Consider the following 19,141-nt stretch of genomic DNA (forward strand, 5'->3'; position numbering starts at 1 on the left):
GCCCCCCTCGCACCGTTGCCAATCGGATTGCAAGATAAGGAAAAGAATGTACCCACCAATGGCGAATCCCAATCTCGAAATCACAGCCACCGAATTTGAGCGGTTGGTCAGGGACTGGATCCTCAAGCAAAGTGGTGAACTGACATCGCTGGAGGTGACACACGACGCGAAGGTCGAGACCTATGACTCAACCTACCAAATTGATGTGCTGGTGAAATTTCAAGCCTTCGCGGGCGCTGAATTCACAGTTTTGGTCGAGTGCAAAAAATACCGTAGTGCAGTGGAGCGCGAATTGGTTCAGGTGTTGCACGACAAAGTTAGATCTACGGGCGCGCACAAAGGAATGCTATTCGCTACGTCCGGCTTTCAATCCGGGGCGATAAGATATGCGAAAGCGCATGGCATCGCGCTGGTGTCGATCATCGACGGAGCAGCTTCGTACGAAACGCGATCTGCCTTTCCAATTTCAACCAAGCCGCCGGCCTGGCTGAACCTTCCGAAATTTGCGCTATGGCATGTCGGTGAAAATGACGCTGGCAACATATCGATGAAATCTTTGGGACGCACCGACACGGAAATTAACGAGATGTTCGGTGATTAAATCGGGTTTGACAGCACACCGAGTTACCCGCAATTACGGAACAGAGAAATGGATGGAATCTCCCAGCAAAGAAACACCACCGCTCAGTTGAGGCTTGCCGGAGTTGCTGCGGAAGACAGGGCGACGAAGTTTTTTTTTATGCGATTTCCTCGGGAACGGCATGGCCTGGAGCTGGCCGCCACACTGCTCGCGGAAATCAAATCGGATAGGGACAAGCTCGACGTGGTGCTTGGTCTCCAGCAGCTCCTCATCTACAAAATTGCAAGATGTGACATCCGTATTGCTCGCCTTCAGAAAGCTCAGCAGCGCATCCCCCGCATCTTGGCAAGGCCAGAGTTTCGAACGGGAGGTAAAACGCTGAAGGCTCGCTCCAGCATGCTCAAGAAGCTTCGCGAGGGCATCATGGCCAGGATCAAGGATGTCCGCCACCTAGCCTACTTGTGGCGATGCTTTGGTGATGGAATCGCCTCGGTGTATCAGAGCCAGCACGCCCTCCGACACCTTCTCTACAACGACAAGTACGAGGTGAAGGCGACAGCAGGTGCTTTGTACGGCAAGGAAGGTTTTGGGCACGAATATGCCGTGCTTAAAAACGGGATAGAAATGGGCGTTCCTGTCGTCATGTCGGATTTAACTAACATTATTCGGCACGGCGACATTTGTGCGCTTGCCGGCCCCGATCCCGTTCCCCTGGAGTTGAAATCATCAACGCTCACTGGGAGCAGAATCGCAAGACAAGCCGAGCAATTGAATAAGATTACGAGCTTCTATGAAAACGATGAAGCTCGGGGGTTCCGAGGATCCATTCGAATCGTTCGCACGGAGATGGTGACCGAGGAGATTGATCATCGGGAGCTACTCAACGTTGGGATGCGACATGCGCTAGAGACGGGACTGTGGAGTGAATCTCCGGAACCCGGCCTGCGTTATATCTGCTACAACACGAGTTCACTGGATATTCCAGAGCGAGTTATGGGCGAAATCGACGCCTGGAGTACGACTTCAACATGGGTAACGCCATTGGGGCCGGATCTTTCTTGGCTTCCCGCATACCCATTCACCCTATCCATGTCGCCACACAACGCCGTCTTATTCATGCAGGAAGCAGTCGCTGTCGTAGTTCTGATAGATCTGGACGTGGCAAAAAAACTGTTCCGAGATGAGGCAATTCACTGCACCTGGCTCATGGATGGCACTCACTCGATGCAAATCTGCCTCGATCCCGACGATCTCATGAAAGGCGCATTCAGAATCAGCAAGTGCCTGTTTCAACGCGTCTCGACCGAGTTTCTGTCGCTTTCGTGGTTCGTGCACGAAAGGTCTCGAATCTTTGATCCTGACCTTAGACCACCCATTGAGCTCGCCAACCTTGTTCCCGAAGAAATCATCACATCTCCGCCACCAGGTTGGACAAGTGTCCGCGACTTTTACGAATAGCGAGCGGCTATCGTTGAGCGTTGTTCCCAGGCGAGTCGCAGAACACAGGCGCTCCTTGCCTGGGGCTTTATGATCATCCGGTTTTTTTTTAAAAATGCTGTCGTTGAAACGATTGGCTTTGAACGGTTTAAAGAAAACCAATGGAGTCCAGGCGCCGCGCCTCAACCCATTCCTGACGGCCTGCTGAACGCCTCAATGTAATTATTGCCATTGTTGATTTTGCCCACAAAGCCTCTGAGCCGCAGCGCATTAGCGATGTCTGCATCCAAGCTAGATTTGGGCAATCGTACCGAACGCTTCTTCGTTGCGAGGTCTCCGTACCCTCCAGCCAACGCAACCAAAATTGGTGAGGTAGTTGCCCAGTCTAAATTCAACTTCAGCGCCTGAAGCAGAAGCTCCTTTCGTTCCTGCTCAGAGTTATTCGCATCGTTCGCTGTGCTAACGATTATAGAGAGGCAGTTGCGTGAGAGAACGACACCTTCAGTATTGGCCCGGGCGCACACGCTACTCAAATGCTTGAGAGTTTCTGCATCGCTTGCCATTTCGCGCTCGACCAGCCCTTCCCACATCCTAACGACATCGCCGACTGGGATGTTTGGGGCTTCACTCAGTGAGACAACGATGTGCGGGTCTAGCTTCAAAAGCTCCAGCTCTTCCCGTGCTGTCCCCCACCGATTACGTAGGTAGCTAATTTCAATATCCGCCCCTTGATTGGCAAAGATCGTATGAGTTGCGGCATCGAAAGGAACAAAGGAAGCGGTGGCCAAAAACACCCAACGATCAGGTGAGATTCTCGCACCCTCTATTGCAGTAGCCCCTACCGTAGTGCCGGCAAACACATCTTCAAGGGTATCGTCATCGAAGAGATCTGACACGATGAGACGGGTCTTCAGGTCTTCGTTCTCTGGCCGCTCTTCATCCCAAAGCTGTTGAGCAGCAATGGCGTTTCGCGTAATAAAATGGGCGAAGACGTCTTCGAGATAGTTCATTTCATCGGAGGTAGGTGTGTTGCTAGGAAGCTCTGTTGGTCGAATGAGCATGTGATTGAAGAACGCCCATGCAGCTTCTGGGACTGACTTTACGCGATCCAACTGAAGCGCTTTAATCCAGATGTTGTCCGGGAAGCAGCTCAGATCTTCTATCGCACAATCAGTTCGCTGGAACAGCTGGTCTTGTAGGTCGGGATCGTCGTTGATCAGGGACAGGACATACTTCAGCGAATTGGAGTCTTCCTCAATAATTCCTGTCTGCTCCATCAAGGCTAGAACGAACTCTCTGGGCGCGTGCTCGATCATGGCGTCCAACCCGCCGAGATTCAAAGCCAGCAGGCCGCGACAGGAAACATTACCCTCCTCCCCGTCCAATTTGCGGCAGAGCAGCAACATCATGGATAGGTTTAGCTCCAGGCAATTCCACTCCACCAGGCGCCTGAGCGTCTGCTCATCGGTGCCAGGTTCGAGACTTCTGAATCTTACCGGCTCGTGAAGAAGCCACGGCCAGCCATTCGCTTTGGTTTCCATACCTGAGATGAACGGCTTCGCATCTGGCAGTTCTTCAATGATGCTTAGGAGTAGACCCTGACCTTCCATTCCTTCAATCTGCTTTTGATTCAGGGTGTCCAAAAGGCCGAAAATAAAGTCCAACCGAATGCCTGAGCCACTGAATTGGTCTGTTTCAAACAACTGGGTAAACAGGCGTGGCTCAATCGCAAACATTGATCGGATGAAGTCTGATCGAGCTTCTCCAGCAAGGATGATGCGAGCCGCATCAGCAAACCTGTCCAGATGCTGCTGCGCACTCCGCAAAACAACCTCAAGCTTTTGAGTTCGAACATCACCGAGATCACTGAGGCTCGCAGACATGGAGAGCTCAGCAATCAGCGCTGCAATAATGCCGCCACCGCCATCTAGTGAACCGTGCTCGAGTTTCCCAATCACTCGCTCAGGGTTTCTAATTGGCGTGGCAACGTCCAACACGGCACGACGACGAAGCGCGAGAAGCAAATTTTGATCATCGTGGGTCAGAGAGCCTTCGTAGAAGAAACCGAGGTAGTCCGTGTAATCGGTGTCGAGGTATCCGCTACGCAATAAGTACACGATCACTTCCATGCCCGTGAGCTGCTGCGCAATCACAGTGCCGTAATCTCCGCGTGCCGCCTCGCGAAAGGAGAGCGTTTTAAATCTGATAGCGTCCCTCTCGACAGCCCATATCGCGTTTTCCAACACCTTCATGGGGGTCTGGATTCGATTTTCCCGTCTTTTAAAATCAGCCTGCGCAAGAGCATCTTTTGGATTGACGGCGATCCCAAGTGGGTTGTGGTTTGACCAGTTAGAAAACCAAACGCTCTGCCACTGTCCCGCTAGGCAGAGTTGCTCGAAAATCTCATCCTTGAGGAAGTCGCCTAGGCTAAACCTTTGACCACTTTCACTCTGAATGTAGTTAGCTCCATCGATCCCGCTCGCCTTCAGGGCTTCATGCCAGACGCGTAGTCTCGCATCGACCAATTGCTCCTCATTTTGAAGTAGTCGCTGAGATCTCTCCTCGCGCAGTTCCTCTTGGCGATCTATGAGGGCCTGACTTGAGCTTTGTAACCACTCCGACAATCCAGTCAGTAGGGAGTGCACCTGGCCCCGGCGCCTGCTCAATAGCGCAAACTCTTCAGGATGTAGATTTCTAATCACCACAATCGCGAACAGTTTGTTTTGGTCTAGATCCAGACCACCATGGGAGAGCAGGTTCGCAAATATGTCGTATTCGTTGACGATATTTTTGATGAGCCGCATCTCATCAATGTAGTAGCAGACCGTTTCCACTAGGATACGGTCGAGGCTTGCTCCCAGTGGCTTGCCATTCACTGTACGAGTGCCCATTAGCTGGTACAGCTTTTCTCGAGAGTTTTCCGAGTTAACGACGGGGATCACAGGGATGATCAAGTCGAAGAATTTGGTCTTGTCAGTGACGGTGAAGAGTTCATCGCGGATGGCGTAGATGAAATGAACAGGTCGCTTGATCTGAGGCGAGCGACGGATTGTAAAATTGATCTCCCTGAGCCTGAAAAACACTTCCTGGGCTCCGAAGCGATCCAGATCTTCAATCACGACTACGCGAATATCACTGCGCTCGAAGCAGTAGATAATCTCGTCCACGTTCTTATGCAGAACAGAGCCATGATGCATAGTTTCGAGCTTGCCACCTTTGAGCGTCAGACCGTCGATGCTAAACATCGATAGGAATTTCAGGCTGGCATACAACGCATACAAACAGCCAATGCCTACGCCAAAGACTGCGAGCCAACCTGGGATCAGCATGAAGCCTTGGAAGATCCAATCTGGATCAAAAGCCGGCAGCTCTTTCACCGTGGGGAGATACAGACGAAGGCAACCGATGATGAACACAGCGCAGGACACGGTGCGCATGAGAATTCGCCGACTAGACGCCTGTACGATACGTTTCAATCTCGTCTTAGGCAGCCGCTCCGCCGGCACTGCGTAGAGGAGTTGCTGAACAATGGTCTCCTCGATTCGGACAATCAAATCTCCTGGCAGAGAGTTTTCTGCAGAGCCGTCAATGGAGCGTGCACTCTTGGTTGTGGCATCAGAAGTTCGCTCATTGTCGGAAACCGGCGCGTCCTTGCTAAAGGTGGCAAGCGATACGTATGCAGCTTGAAATTCCGGGTGTCGATCAAAAAAAGTCTTGATGACACTACTCTTGCCCGCTCCGTAGCCGCCCGTTAGGGCAATGTTCAAAATCTCATCGTTATTGAGCGCCCCTTTCAGCTCACGCTCATACAGTTCGAATTGATCGTCCGCAAGCAAGACTGGCGTGAGTGGTTCAAATGACCCAGGAGGCGTTGAAGGGCTAAGCAGTGAGTCGAATACACGACGCCCTTCCCTGCAAGCCGTGATGAGTGCAGTCCATTGCTGCTTGACGCGTGTGACGAATCCGTTAGGCATCGATAATCCTGTCGACTAGACATCCATGCCATCGTTTGGCATAGGAATACGCTAAGAGCATTCAAAGGCCGTATTAACCGGCACATTTCTCATAGCGGCTATATGCCACAGATCTCGGTCTGGGGGATAGTTCCGCTTGCCATATGTATTAAACCCGTTGGCATATCGACCTCAGGAGCATGCACTTTGTTAGCCACTGACGACCCTTTTGACGAGGCAGAGAAACACCAACTCCAACGCGGCACCTGGGTGGTTGGCGGATTGGAGACCCGAGTCTTCTGGCCCAAGCGGGCTCAATTAATCGCTTTCGAGGGCTTGGAGTTTTTGCTTCAGCCGACCCAGAAAGATGAGCAGCGCAGCAGCTTGTCAGCGATCGCACTCCGCATCAGCGGCTACGGATTGAGTGTGAATGAAGGTAGGGCGGCAATCATGCGCTTGGCTACGGCCATCGCATGGCGAGAGGGTGAAAAGGTAGAGATCGTGATATGGGGAGGTGGTGGCTATCCGCACCGGGTCGGCATGCTCCGGAACAATGGCTTCAGCAATTGCTTCTCTACTGAGAATTTGCATTCGCCTCAGAGCGATGAGGCCCGCAGAGCGATGGCCTACTACCGCGAGGGGCTGTCGCTAGATAATCCATTCTATTCATTCCTCGGGTTCTACAAAGCGTTCGCTCGCTCCCTGCCCGTCGGCAAGGAACGAGGCCCATGGATTCAACAAACCCTTCCAAAGTTGACGGAACGAAGCGCTATTTCAAGACGGGACGAACTGCTCGCCCAAGGGACAGACATATCCGACTACGTCGCTACCCAAGGGCGCCATGCAATTGCTCACGCTGAACGCGACGATATCGTCGATCCAGATGACCCGGACGACCATCAACGCATTCACATGGACAGGCCACTGATGAGGCATCTGGCGGAAATGGCCATGGAGGAGCGATTGGGTGTGCCATCGCGATGGGCTTACGAACGCGATCACTTTTATGAACTCGAGGGATTTCGATCTCTGTTTGATGCAGACCAACTAGAGGGACTTAAGCAGGGCGTGGTTCTTCCTGAGCGAAAATACGAACTGCCCGACGAATTCTACGTGCTTGCCCGTAGAGAGCAGTCAACTTTCCACCTAGGGGTCATGCACGTGGCCGATAGCGCAATGGAAGATGGGAATATCTGCATCCGGTTGGAGTCGCAAGATGGGCGTTTAGCCTTTCTGTTCTGGATGGACTTCAGGAGCGAGCGCTTAATCATCAATCCCCTGGAGGGTTGTGGCCTGCTTAATGACAGGCGCGAAAGCAAAAGCGATTTGCAGTCTGAGCTTTTGCTCAATGAGTTTCGATTCGCCTTGTACTGCAACAGCTCGGTTGAAATTTGGTCGTCGGACAAAAAGCAGCGGCTAGGTAAATCCATGCCCTACATCTTACCAACGAACTCAATGCCAAATTTTGAGCGTCATGAGCGAACCATGAAGGAACTGAATGCAATGCTGGAAGGGTTACCGGGGCAAGAGGAGCCGTAAACAAAACACAGTAAAGCCGCTGATGGACGCAGTCGACCTGCTCGTACCCTCCTACCACAATGCACCGAGAGGTGCCGACATATCCTAGGTTGATAATCCTTAGCCCAAAGAGGAGGTACGCGGATGCAACCATCACCATCCCAATACTGGACGGCCACTTTTTACTGGTGAGAAGGTACGCATCTACCAATTGCACCCTGCGTCGCGCGGCGATCGAAGCATTTTTATAAAATCGTCTCAGTTAACGGTCGTAACGGTGCAAAAACCCGTGCGGCATCGTAAGCAGTTTTTTTGCATGATCCAGGCTCTGAAGCCTGTTACCAGCGCAACCATCAGACACCGAAGCGAATCTTTGGCCCTCCTTTCGCGAACAGCAGAATCAGCCAGAAGGCCAATGGACGCAGTAATAGCCAAACGATATCATTCTACTCAAGTGCTCATCACCGGATCTTTCTACCGACGGCTCCCAGCGGCATGTCGCGCACGTCGAGACAGCCTTGATAATTAACAAGGCCTGTTATGAGACGGCCAGTCGCTATCAAGCTTCCCAAATGGGTCACTTCGGGCTCCTGGTAAATGTCTGCCAAACGCGACCTGTCGAAAGGTATCCAGCCGCATTTCACCTAGGTAAACCATCGGCCAGAAGCATCCGCTCGACTTGCATTACAGCTTCTTCGTAAGTCTGCCATCAGGAAAGGATTCGAAATCATGGTAAATAGAAGTGCATCAAACAAAGCTAACCCGTTCAAACGTCCTGTCCCTTTTGCTACCTCAAAACGATGGGCTCGGAAAATTGTAAACGCAGGGGCGGCGCTTGGACTAATCAGTTTCGTCTCCACCGCCGCTTACAATTTCTTTGTGGGGGACGTGACGCTCTCGTTCGTGAAACCGCACGGCCGGTATTACGCGTTCAATCTAGAAAACGAAAACTCAGTGGATCAGATCGTGAAACGCTTTGAGGTTGAGTATCCCCCGCAAAAGCCTATTGCTCACACCACTCGCGCAATTTACGCTCAATCCACCGGGACGGGCGGCTACGTGCTGCCCGGAGGCAATACCAGCTCGTTTCCAGTCACCGAGTTTCGAGAGCTGAACGGAAAGGTGTTGCCTGCGAATAAAATAACCCCTTTCCTCATGCCCCCCACCAACAGCAAGAACTACCTACAGATGGACGCAGCGGTCTTTGACGTCACTTTTGAAACTGCGCCTAAAAGCGGAGTACTGAACCTGATCGATCGTATGCTGAAGGCCGTAGGGTTGCGCAACGAGGTCACAAAGCAAAGGTATTTGGTCGTGGACAATCTCTGGATACCTACCAACTCTGTCACGGTTGATGACGCGGTGAGGCTTGCCTGCAGAGATGATGATTCGCTATCTGTAGGTGATCTGTGCCCAGCGCATTCAGGCGGTTAGGCCTGCGCTTAGCGCTGGCTTATCAGGTCGGAGACCGCAACGATGTAGCTTGGCTGAGTGCACCTGTATGACGCAGTGCTGAATCTTTCAATCACGCCCCAAGATTGGAAGTTCTCCGGGCTCACGAAAGCCCAGTGGGCCCAATCTCTATAAGCAATGCGGCACAACACAAGTTCATATGCCGAGAGCTTCTTCCAGTCGAACACCTCTCAGGAAGCGAGGGAGCTTGGCAATCGGGATTCTTTGGAGCAAGCCGTCTACGAGATGACTGGCGTGTCGGCAATACAACGTAATTTTTGCAGGGTTGGCCTCTCGGCCCGACACAATTGCCCCGACTTGAACTTGGGCAATTTTCAAGATGCTCAGTACCTCCTCGCCCAAAATTTCGTTACTGAGGTGCTCAACGGTGAGTCGAGCAGGCGGCCCAGCCAGACTCCAAAGTTCAACTATGGTGCGGAGTAAGTCTGCAGGGCCGAAATGTTCCAGGGCGATCCTCCACAACAACGCCTCCTGGGCCATTTCTAGGCGATGGTGGATGCTCATCATAAAGCGGTATTCAACGACATCAATCACTTCTTAAATTGTGAATTCACACAGGTCAATGTAAAACCGCGTCTCTCGTTTGGCGGGGGACGTTGCACGGTCAGGGAGTAGCTTTTTGTAAGAAACACCGCAGCTATAAAATCCTGCTAAAGCTCAAATGACTTGCAGTGCGTGCAGCATGATCAAGCCTGGCCCGATAAGAATGACGTAAATCGCCACCCAGTTCCTTGCCCGATTCTTCGTCCAACCAAGAAAAAACCTGGAAGCACGGGAGGTGATGACCATTAGAACAAGAAGCAGCAAGGGCACGATTGAAAGGAAGACAACATTGCCTATCGCCATCAATAGCCCTGCTAAACCACCAATAACGGCCAACATTAATGCAAGCTGATAGTCCTGAAGTCCATCGCCTATAAACAACCGAAAAGGCGATGCCGCGACATGCAGCATGCTACCTGGCACTACGTGTAAATAATCCGTAAGCCAAAGTATCAAGGGTGTGCAGAAGCAAAAAGCGGCCAACCCTAGCATGTCGAAAAATTGGCCTCTCACATCACTTCCAAAGCGTAGCGACAGCCAAAGGCCCATAAATGAGACCGAGTAAACTGAGATAATTGGCTTGGCGCTGTCGGGCATAACGTAGAAGACAGCTACTGATGCTAGAGCAAGCCACCCTACAGCCCGTCCTAAGCCACGCAGCTCATTTTTATAGTCTGCGTACGCTCGCCATTTCAAGAAAAACAATCCAGCCGAAGAAACTCTCGCTAGAAATCTTTCACCTTCAGGTGTCTTTTTCAGATTGCCTTCCCCCCAGGCCACCATCGTAGAGATCTGAAGGATGAACAACACAACGCTTACAATCATGATGCCTCTCGCGCCCCGAAGATTGCTCAGAAGCTGACGTCGAGTAACGCACGCAGGCTCCGATTCCTAACCAATATTTCGGCGAAATTAATCACTCCTTTAACTTTTCTAAGCCCGCGTCTAACTACACAGGTGCTGCGCGTCAGCTGTGACGTGCAGCCAAACTGTGCTTACTCATCATCCTGGTCAATACGACGTAATACGAGAGCCTGGCGCGTGCGTGCTTACCCGAGGGTGCTATATCCGGGCCCTGCCGGCCCGAAGCCGTCCACTATAGGAAAAATGGCTGAACACCCCATCTACTGCTGAACCGCGCTTCATGCGAAGAGAAGCATGGTGCACCGTCATAAATTGTCTCAGCTTAAGCCCGCCCCATTCTTGAAATCGGCTCGTTTTGCCGGTACTTGTAGGACACCAATCTCATGCAGGGAACGCAACCATGCAAGCAAGATTCAGAGTGATTGAAACCACCACACTGGACGATGGTAGCAAGCGATACAGGGTCGTTGATCTCGTAGAGGGAGGTTCAGCTCGCAAGCATGGTGTGTTCAAGGTTAGGACAGAAGCAGACGCTGTTTGCTCGACACTGAATGCTGAACACCCGAGGCAGTTGGCAATGCGTGCATCGCGTAGTACCTAGTAAGCCATTACGGCATCTCACTCTCCCCTATGCGGAGCTGCTCGGAGAGTGGGTTTCTATTATGGAAGCAGTGACCTCAGGCGCCAGGCAGCTTGAACGGGAATAGCACCCACCTGCTACGCTGAGCTCTCCACGGAGGAATCACAATGTCGAACGGACTCATGCCCGTTGAGACTGATGACTGGCAGCTCTCGCGTTTCAATGAATCCGCAAGCTGTTCCGGGGTTTGAACATTGACAGATGCAGGCTACGCTGGGGAGTAGCCAGCCAGGAAAAGCTCCCTGATTTTATACGACCTGATGTTCGGGCACTTGCCCCCCTGTGCTAATGGTTGGCCACTTTCTATGGACATCACTGACCCCCGGTGGGCTATAACATGACCATCCACTTGCACTCTCGTCAGCTCCTCAGCCTGTGCGCAGCTCTGATTCTGGCAGGGTCTTCCATTCAGGTGATGGCGGGTGGTGTATTGGGGGATCTCGTTAATGTCGTTGTCCCAGGCGCCGGCACAACTCTCGACCAAGCACATGATCAAGTCAAAAAGACGATACCCATCTACGGTCAGGCTGAAGAGACTGTTTCACATACCGTGAACGAGGCGGTAGTGCAGGCTACAGCTCCACTGCTGCAGCAGGCAATCGTGAGTTCGCGAGACGACGCGCTCTCGCAAGGTGTCAGACCTATCCCACAGGAAATCAGGCACAACCTCACTGGCTTCATTTCCGATGCTGACATGAATGCCGCCAGGTACCGGGTGCAGGGCGGCGGGGATCTCACCCTTCAAGTCAACTCATTGAAGTATGGCGATGCAAACGCCATTACCTTGGATTATGTGATTGTCTTTAAAAATGAGAATGATGCGTTGTATAGCCCGAATTTGTGGGCGCATGAATTAACCCACGTAGGGCAGTATCGCCGCTGGGGCATTCAAGACTTTGCCATTCATTACGTCCGAAATTATCGGGCGGTAGAGGACGAAGCCTATGGCGAGCAGTCACGCCATGTTGCTTGGGTTGCACTTCGAAACACCCAAAATGCGGCAACAAATTCGTATAACCCCGATGCTATGAACAGGCCAGTGGCGACGTTTGCTAATACAGACAACTCCAGCATCTGCGGAACCTTGGTTACATCCTGCCGTGTTAACGGAGTTGCTCCCGTAGGGACGCCCTGTTGGTGCAATACCGCAATGGGGGCAGCTACAGGATCTCTCATTCCCGATTCCTCGGGTGGGGCACACACTGCGTCGTTGCCCATACCAGCTCCAACACAGCCCATGCCGGCCCCTCCACCGGCGAATGCCTGTGCAACCAACGCAGGTTCATGTGGACTGGGGGTGGGCCTTCCAATTGGGTCGCAGTGCGTCTGCCAAACACCACAAGGAAATTTCCCAGGCATTGCCCAGATCAAGAATCTGAATAACGCATGCCAGACGTATATGGGCAACTGCCCCTTGGCCTCACCGTTATTCTCTGGAGACCCATGTTGGTGCCCAAGTAACAATGGGCCTATTGGGGGGCGCGTACCCTAGGCACCAGTTACCGGCAGGCAATGCCTGTTGAATATGCTCCGTCAGGGCCTGCATATCCTGATCATGCTTTCCTCTCTTAGCTGCACGGCGCTCAATATGAGATTAACGTCTGCGAGACAAGTTCGAACGCGCACAGCTGGCGGCGACGCTGGATAGTCGTAAGCGTCCAGCCAACACACCTTCCGAACTCCAGCATTAAGGGCGATGTAGTCCGCGTATTTTTAAGCGGACGCGATTGCCCTTAACGTCAGGATTTCCATGCGCCAACCAAGCTCTCCCCAAACCCTTCAAGGCCCAGGTTGTTCAGGAATGCCTGCAACCGGGCGCAACCCTATCCAGCGTTGCCATCAGCCCCGGCATCAACGCCAACGTTATCCGCAAGTGGCTACCGCTTTACCAAGACCAGCCGCCAGCGGCGTTGCCGGCTTTCGTCCCATTGAGAGTTACGCAAAAGCGGCAGGACGCGGGTAGTGTTCATTTCGTGAAGCAAGTCTCTAAAACCTGGCCAGATGTTTCATCTATCCGACAATTGCATCCAGAAAAATTTCCTACCCAAAGTGGCTCCTCGTTCGTTACACCGGTATAGGCATCCACGGCCCCCATTCCAATACCTGGCGCTCGCCAAAGTAGATTGCCTGACAAGTCGTAGCAAAAAAGATTTTGCGCAGGAGCATTCCTCTCAAAAGCCATCCAATCAAACGTCACAAGCACCCGCCCGTTGAGCAATACGGCTTCAAGGGCAGGATATTCAACCTCAAACTTTATCCCGTTCCCGAAAATCCAGTTGCCGCTAACTTCGAGTTGCATACGTTCCCTTCCTGTCCCTATCACCGCGATGGCTGCTCCAATGAGGTTTTCTACCGTATCACGCTGCGACGTTGATTTGACCTGCTCCAGCCTGCTCAGGTACGTGGCCGGCCAGAGGTTGAAAGCTCTGTGATTCCGTCTCTGATGAACTCCAAGTTTTCATCCAGTATGGCAAGCGCGCAGCGCACGTTATCGGCGATGTCGGCCGATCCGCGCTGCTCTACCCAATTGTAAAGTTCCTCCAATACGGCGACTTTGATCCAGTCGGCGCGAATCAATGGGCATGATCCATACGAGTATTTGAAGGGCGTTCTCACACGTCTGCCGACGCAGCGGGCGAGTCATATCGCGGAGCTGCTACCGCATAAGTGGCAACCGGTTTAGTTGCGCAAGATGGGATGCCCGGCCCCATACAGTGATCAGGACTTTTCAGCTTGTACCAAGATCGCTACATGGGTGCCGGTTTCCGTGGCTGCGTAACTGATCCTATCGACCTGTTAAGTACCTCGGAGCGTGTACAACTCGAACGTTGCTCGCTGCGCTCTGAGTCTTTACGCAATAGCACGTTACCATTGCCGACCCAGAAGCCATGGAGACCACACGTGAGAAAGCCACCTATGAGAATCATGATCGAAGAATGGGATGGTGACGGTGCGATCCGAATTCCCGATGAAGCATTGCAGGAATTGGAACTGGATGTCGGCGACGCTGTGTATTTGATTGAAGAATTTGTCGGCAACACGCGCTGCCTAGTCCTATCAAAAAAGCCTCAAATCACAGATCGGATAGACGAGCTCACTGAAGCCTGGAATAGCGGACAGCTTGGCAACGCCGAGGAGAAATGAGGCAGCCGAAATGCGCTTCCTTGAATCAATCGTGGCAGGCCGTGTAGTGACTCGCCCAGGGCATGTGGAGACTTGGGGTTGAGCCGGGCTTAAGCCCGAAGGAGCGATAGCCAAAGTAGCTTTAGCTCCGCAGCCCAACAAGTCGTCTATCGAGTCTCACACGAGAACGCCCTTATCCAGTCGGCCGATAAGATCGAAGACGGCCTTCGTTTCCACCCTCGTCCTTATCATATCCAGTGGACGATTCCATCCGAGCCCTCGATTTGATGAGTTCATCCATCTCGCTGCAGCGGCGACATCGTTTTCGACCAGGTAAAGGGCATTCTCAAAGACGGCTACCAATGCGACAAGGCGGTCGCTTTCTACGGTGTTAAACCGCCCTGCTTTCGCCCTACGGGCCACTGTTGTGGGTGACATGCAAATAGCTTTGGAGATAACCCCTCGCTGCACCTGCAAAAGGCTCGTTTGTTGCCGCTGATGCGGATTCCACGGGTACCCCGTCTGCACCAACCTGTCCCAGGATGCTGCAATGATCCAAGAAGAAATCCTGAAGTGTTGAGAGAGGTCGAGGTACTCGTACGGAAATTCTGTAGCCTGACCCGAAACGGATACCGGTACCCGTTAGCATCACTCCTCATCATTTTGGATCACGACCAGCAATTGCGCCTGCTTCTCCCCAACTGAACGTATCCGATGCGGTTTTTGTGCGTTGAAATGCAGCGCATCCCCGCAATTGAGAATCACCCGTTCATTCATGAAATCCACCTCGACTTCGCCCTCGTGGACAAATAAGAACTCTTCACCAAGGTGCTCTTTGAATGTCGAATCGCCGAAGGTCGTAGGGGGGCGAATGATGAATGGCAACAGGGTAAGGTCTGCGACTCTGTGGGCTAATACAGCATAGTCAGCCCTGTGGCCGTTAGACGATAGCGATTGGCGCTCGTTGCTTCTGACCAGGCTATAGCTGGCTTGTGAGGTGGATCCTTCAGTAAAAAGCTCTTCGACACTCACGTTAAACGCCGTCGCGAGCTTTAAGGCTGCTGCAATCGACGGCGTGTTCAACCCTCTTTCCACTTTGGACAGGTAGCTCTTGGTCATGCCAGTCTTTTCGGAAAGTGCCTCAAGGGTCATCCCCAGCCGTTTTCTTAATATTTTCAGTCGGATAGACATCTACCATTTCCGTAAAAGAAAAGTTTTCCAGTTGACAATGACACAATTTGTCATATATCGTCGTTTGTGTCATACGTATTCTACCCGATCACCAGCGACACTGCTGGTGGCACCGTTGACGGCGTACTTCAGGGTGGCTTCTAAGGATGGACATGGCCAAGACATTAGCATTACCAAAGGATCAGCTTGTCAAGCAGGCCCTTGCAGAGATGCAAAGCAACCTCGCTGACAATACATGGACTGAGCGGGAGAAGCTGGCATTGACGTGCCGAATTCTCTATGAAAACGGCCACGATTCTGGCCTCTCGGGGCAGATTACGACCCGTGGCCCAGAGCCTGGTACGTACTACACCCAACAGTTAGGTCTGGGCTTCGACGAAGTAACAGCAAGCAATTTGCTTCTGGTTAATGAAGATCTTGACGTACTTGAAGGCTGCGGTATGCCTAACCCCGCTAACCGTTTCCACAGTTGGGTATATCGCGCCCGCACAGATGTAATGTGCATGATCCATACCCATCCGACCCATATTGCGGCACTCTCAATGCTCGAACTGCCTTTGGTCGTTTCGCACATGGATATATGTCCGCTTTACGACGATTGCGCCTTTTTAGAACACTGGCCCGGTATACCGGTTGGGAATGAGGAGGGAGAGCTCATCACCCGCGCGCTCGGCGAGAAGCGGGCGGTTTTGCTTGCCCATCACGGCCAGCTGTCTACAGGGAGAACAATCGAGGAAGCTTGTGTTACCGCACTGCTGATCGAGCGCGCCGCCAAGTTGCAATTGCTGGCCAGCGCGGCAGGCGAAATCAAGCCCATCCAACCGGAATTAGGACAAGAGGCTCACGATTGGATTTCCAGGCCCAAGCGCCACAGCGCAGCATTTAACTACTATGCGCGGCAAATACTGCGTCGGCATGCCGGCTGCCTGAGCTGAACCAATCCATTTGCTTTACTGGAGAGACATGATGTCTACCCCTTCCATACATGGAATCATCGGTTACACCATTACCCCCTTTACTTCTAATGGAGAGGGCATTGAGCTCGATGCGCTTGGCCGCTCAATTGATCGCCTGATCAGCGGCGGCGTCCACGCAATTGCCCCATTGGGCAGCACCGGTGAGGGTGCTTACCTGAGTGATACGGAATGGGATCAAGTCGCTGAGTTCAGTATTTCTCATGTTGCCAAGCGCGTGCCTACTATAGTCAGCGTGTCGGACTTGACCAGTGCTAACGCTGTACGACGGGCGCGCTTTGCCGAAGCTCATGGCGCTGATGCCGTCATGGTGCTCCCATCATCATATTGGAAGCTGAGCGAGCAGGAAATCCTGCAGCATTATCAAACTATCGGTGACTCCATAAGTCTACCAATCATGCTTTATAACAACCCGGCTGTAAGTGGCACCGACATGTCGGTGGAACTTATTTTACGGATTTTCGATACCGTGGAAAACGTCACAATGGTCAAGGAGAGCACTGGCGATATTCAGAGGATGCACAAACTGCACCTTCTCGGAGAACGCCGGGTGCCATTCTATAATGGGTGCAATCCGCTGGCTTTGGAAGCGTTCGCAGCTGGCGCTGTAGGCTGGTGCACTGCGGCACCCAACCTAATAGCTGACTTGAATGGAGCACTTTATAGAGCAATTCTCGACAATGAGTTAGGTAGCGCCCGCGAGCTATTTTACCAGCAGCTGCCATTGCTGGACTTCATACTCAAAGGCGGATTGCCCGCGACCATCAAGGCGGGTCTCCGCATGACCGGGCTAGAGGCCGGAGATCCACGGCTGCCGGTGTCTGCGTTAAGTGAGGATGCCTGTCTTGAGCTACGCGGCTTACTGGCTAAATTGCTATAAGACAAATTTGTACGCTGGGTGAGTCATCGCCCGAACATCGACACATAGTTTCATCGCCCTCATTAGCAACAACATTTGGCGGGATGAACTCTATCACCCTGACATGAATGACTGCTTAAATCCAATTTAAACCGTTGGCCCGTGCTTGCAGCGCCTGCGAGCAATATGGGCTTTCGCCCCCACCCAAAAGATCAATGGGCTGCATACTTATGGAGCGCCATTGTTTTGCGTGGGCTAATATTTTTATACAGACCGAAGATAGGAAGTAATAGTGACGTCGCTTAATCAGAGCTTTGGCGAAAACAATCATGTGGGCGCGATGCTCAAGAAACTATCAGATCTGTGGGCTAACAGGGCAGCTATCAATAAGGCCCCCTTGATGTATTCTGCACTGGCGTTCGACCCTAACAAAGATGACTACAGCGAATCGCTGCTGCCCTTCAAAGACCATGAAGTGTGGCTCGAAGCACCCGCTCACATTCGATCCAAATGCCTGTCATATGCTTGGATCATTTACAACATGAAAACCATCTATATTGAATGCGATATAGTTACGCCCGTATGCGAAGACCTGATCAAATCACCCCCCTCCGACTCAAGCAACAGAGAGATTATTCAGGAGGCCATGGCCGAAGCATTGTTGGATGAAGCCCTGCATACGAAGATGTCATTGTCCGCCTGTAACTACATCTATAAAATGCGCGGCATCGACTACTTTGATTTCACAGATTTCAACTTGGTGAAATGGCAGCGGGATATTTTGTCATCTTGTACGGCAGCATGGGAGCGGCGGCTAACTCGATTCGGAATTGCCTGCGCCAGCGAAACATTAATAACGGATTATCTGAAAACCATGTCGGAAGATACCTCTATCCAGCCCATCTGTCATGAGGTCACAAGCGCTCACGCTATGGATGAATGGAGTCACTCAAGCGTGTTCAGCTTGGTCGCGACCGACATCGTCCAAGGGTTGGGTCGCAACGAACGAGACTACCTCCGAGCCATTATTACTAAAACGGTAAGCATGTTTGCCGACAATGAGCTTGGCGCATGGGAGAAAGCATTCTCGATGGTTGGTCTGCAGAATCACAAGGAATTGCTACGTGATACCCAGTCTCTGGATGGAATACACATCTACACGGGCTCTGTTGAATCGTTGATTGATCGTATAGGGTTGAACTGATAATGGATGCTTTGCATTTCCAAGAGATGTTCGGGGTTTCTCTCTATGTTGTTCTTTTTCTTATAGCAGGCGCTACTGTTGCCGGTTTTATCGATTCGATTTGCGGTGGAGGCGGTCTGATATCCGTTCCCGTGCTGCTGCTCGCCGGGTTTACACCTGCTGAAGCCATAGCAGCCAATAAACTTCAGGGTACATTGGGTGGGCTTGCCTCAACCCACTATTATTTAAACAAGAAAATAATTGAATGGGCAGTGCTGAAAAAAATGACCATTGGTTCCCTTTTAGGCGGGACACTGGGCACGTTAATGGTCTATTTTGTTGGCAACAGTTTCATGGAGACCGCGCTCCCAATAATGTTGGTAGCCATGGCGTTCTATTTTGCGTTTTCCCCCAAAGTCAGTGATGTAGGCGGAAAAGCGGTTATGCCTATATCTATGTTGGGAGCGTCAGTCATCCCTTGTATCGGACTATATGACGGTTTCTTTGGCCCGGGAGCCGGCACGTTTTACTTGATGGCTTTGGTGTCGCTGGGTGGGATGGCCATGACTCACGCGGTCGCCTATTCTAGAGTTTTGAATTTATTCAGTAACGCTATATCGTTACTGATCTTTATTTTGCTCGGAAAAATGGTCTGGGTCGCCGGTTTCGCCATGTCAGTAGGCGAAGTTGCAGGTGTTTACTTGGGCTCACATCTAGTCCAGAAGAACGGCACCAAACTCGTAAAACCATTAGTTGTTGTGGCCTGCATTGGCATGGCGATAAAATCCATTTATAGTTGATGA

At 51.9% G+C, this 19,141-nt stretch carries 18 protein-coding genes and 1 pseudogene; 12 read left to right on the forward strand and 7 right to left on the reverse strand.

Annotation, left to right across the window (positions count from 1 at the left end):
- Nucleotides 1-46 precede the first annotated feature (46 nt).
- Nucleotides 47-601, forward strand: a complete 555-nt coding sequence (locus ACYZTU_RS15190; protein WP_461963916.1) for a restriction endonuclease — start codon at nucleotides 47-49, stop codon at nucleotides 599-601.
- A 48-nt stretch (nucleotides 602-649) separates the two neighbouring features.
- A complete protein-coding gene (locus tag ACYZTU_RS15195) occupies nucleotides 650-2,038 on the forward strand; it encodes a hypothetical protein (RefSeq protein WP_461963917.1) in 1,389 nt (462 codons plus the stop codon).
- A gap of 161 nt (nucleotides 2,039-2,199) precedes the next feature.
- On the opposite strand, the gene ACYZTU_RS15200 is transcribed toward ACYZTU_RS15195, so the two are convergent.
- Nucleotides 2,200-5,991: a YobI family P-loop NTPase gene (locus ACYZTU_RS15200; RefSeq protein WP_461963919.1), complete on the reverse strand. Its 3,792-nt coding sequence runs from the start codon at nucleotides 5,989-5,991 to the stop codon at nucleotides 2,200-2,202.
- A gap of 186 nt (nucleotides 5,992-6,177) precedes the next feature.
- Between ACYZTU_RS15200 and mauJ the strand changes: the two genes are divergently transcribed.
- Both mauJ and ACYZTU_RS15210 read left to right on the forward strand, forming a co-directional pair.
- Entirely contained in the window at nucleotides 6,178-7,509 is a 1,332-nt protein-coding gene (gene mauJ, locus ACYZTU_RS15205) for a methylamine utilization protein MauJ (protein WP_461963921.1), read from the forward strand.
- Between the two features lie 708 nt (nucleotides 7,510-8,217).
- Nucleotides 8,218-8,922, forward strand: coding sequence for a hypothetical protein (locus tag ACYZTU_RS15210; protein WP_461963923.1), 705 nt, complete (start codon nucleotides 8,218-8,220; stop codon nucleotides 8,920-8,922).
- A gap of 174 nt (nucleotides 8,923-9,096) precedes the next feature.
- Here the strand turns inward: ACYZTU_RS15210 and ACYZTU_RS15215 are convergent, their stop codons facing one another.
- A complete protein-coding gene (locus tag ACYZTU_RS15215; protein ID WP_461963925.1) occupies nucleotides 9,097-9,495 on the reverse strand; it encodes a hypothetical protein in 399 nt (132 codons plus the stop codon).
- 123 nt (nucleotides 9,496-9,618) lie between these two features.
- Entirely contained in the window at nucleotides 9,619-10,329 is a 711-nt protein-coding gene (locus ACYZTU_RS15220; RefSeq protein ID WP_461963927.1) for a hypothetical protein, read from the reverse strand.
- A gap of 1,016 nt (nucleotides 10,330-11,345) precedes the next feature.
- On the opposite strand from ACYZTU_RS15220, the gene ACYZTU_RS15225 reads away from it, so the two are divergent.
- Both ACYZTU_RS15225 and ACYZTU_RS15230 read left to right on the forward strand, forming a co-directional pair.
- Nucleotides 11,346-12,500 (forward strand): eCIS core domain-containing protein, encoded by a 1,155-nt coding sequence (locus ACYZTU_RS15225; RefSeq protein ID WP_461963929.1) that lies wholly within the window; start codon nucleotides 11,346-11,348, stop codon nucleotides 12,498-12,500.
- 235 nt (nucleotides 12,501-12,735) lie between these two features.
- Entirely contained in the window at nucleotides 12,736-13,086 is a 351-nt protein-coding gene (locus ACYZTU_RS15230) for a transposase (protein ID WP_461963931.1), read from the forward strand.
- Here the strand turns inward: ACYZTU_RS15230 and ACYZTU_RS15235 are convergent.
- Nucleotides 12,975-13,307, reverse strand: coding sequence for a hypothetical protein (locus tag ACYZTU_RS15235; protein WP_461971204.1), 333 nt, complete (start codon nucleotides 13,305-13,307; stop codon nucleotides 12,975-12,977). The genes ACYZTU_RS15230 and ACYZTU_RS15235 overlap by 112 nt on opposite strands.
- 95 nt (nucleotides 13,308-13,402) lie before the next feature.
- Nucleotides 13,403-13,585 (reverse strand): hypothetical protein, encoded by a 183-nt coding sequence (locus tag ACYZTU_RS15240; RefSeq protein ID WP_461963933.1) that lies wholly within the window; start codon nucleotides 13,583-13,585, stop codon nucleotides 13,403-13,405.
- On the opposite strand from ACYZTU_RS15240, the pseudogene ACYZTU_RS15245 reads away from it, so the two are divergent.
- Both ACYZTU_RS15245 and ACYZTU_RS15250 read left to right on the forward strand, forming a co-directional pair.
- Nucleotides 13,560-13,691 (forward strand): annotated as a pseudogene (locus tag ACYZTU_RS15245) (transposase domain-containing protein); the annotation flags it as partial. The gene ACYZTU_RS15240 and the pseudogene ACYZTU_RS15245 sit on opposite strands and share 26 nt — an antisense overlap.
- Before the next feature lie 233 nt (nucleotides 13,692-13,924).
- Nucleotides 13,925-14,152 carry an AbrB/MazE/SpoVT family DNA-binding domain-containing protein gene (locus tag ACYZTU_RS15250; RefSeq protein WP_461963934.1) on the forward strand — a complete coding sequence of 76 codons (228 nt, stop codon included), beginning with the start codon at nucleotides 13,925-13,927 and terminating at the stop codon, nucleotides 14,150-14,152.
- Nucleotides 14,153-14,308: 156 nt separating this feature from the next.
- On the opposite strand, the gene ACYZTU_RS15255 is transcribed toward ACYZTU_RS15250, so the two are convergent.
- Nucleotides 14,309-14,659, reverse strand: coding sequence for an antitoxin Xre/MbcA/ParS toxin-binding domain-containing protein (locus ACYZTU_RS15255; protein WP_461963936.1), 351 nt, complete (start codon nucleotides 14,657-14,659; stop codon nucleotides 14,309-14,311).
- A gap of 120 nt (nucleotides 14,660-14,779) precedes the next feature.
- Nucleotides 14,780-15,322 carry a helix-turn-helix domain-containing protein gene (locus tag ACYZTU_RS15260; protein ID WP_461963937.1) on the reverse strand — a complete coding sequence of 181 codons (543 nt, stop codon included), beginning with the start codon at nucleotides 15,320-15,322 and terminating at the stop codon, nucleotides 14,780-14,782.
- Nucleotides 15,323-15,474: 152 nt separating this feature from the next.
- On the opposite strand from ACYZTU_RS15260, the gene ACYZTU_RS15265 reads away from it, so the two are divergent.
- The 4 genes from ACYZTU_RS15265 (at nucleotide 15,475) to ACYZTU_RS15280 (ending at nucleotide 19,138) form a co-directional block, all read left to right on the forward strand.
- Complete coding sequence (locus ACYZTU_RS15265; RefSeq protein ID WP_461963938.1) at nucleotides 15,475-16,257, forward strand: aldolase; 783 nt, start codon at nucleotides 15,475-15,477, stop codon at nucleotides 16,255-16,257.
- Nucleotides 16,258-16,288: 31 nt separating this feature from the next.
- Entirely contained in the window at nucleotides 16,289-17,176 is an 888-nt protein-coding gene (locus tag ACYZTU_RS15270) for a dihydrodipicolinate synthase family protein (protein ID WP_461963939.1), read from the forward strand.
- A gap of 271 nt (nucleotides 17,177-17,447) precedes the next feature.
- Entirely contained in the window at nucleotides 17,448-18,359 is a 912-nt protein-coding gene (locus ACYZTU_RS15275; RefSeq protein WP_461963940.1) for a diiron oxygenase, read from the forward strand.
- Nucleotides 18,360-18,361: 2 nt separating this feature from the next.
- The gene (locus ACYZTU_RS15280; protein WP_461963941.1) at nucleotides 18,362-19,138 is read left to right on the forward strand and encodes a TSUP family transporter; all 777 of its coding nucleotides are present in this window, start codon (nucleotides 18,362-18,364) and stop codon (nucleotides 19,136-19,138) included.
- Nucleotides 19,139-19,141 lie beyond the last annotated feature (3 nt).

The organism is Pseudomonas sp. HLT2-19-2, assembly GCF_054898005.1.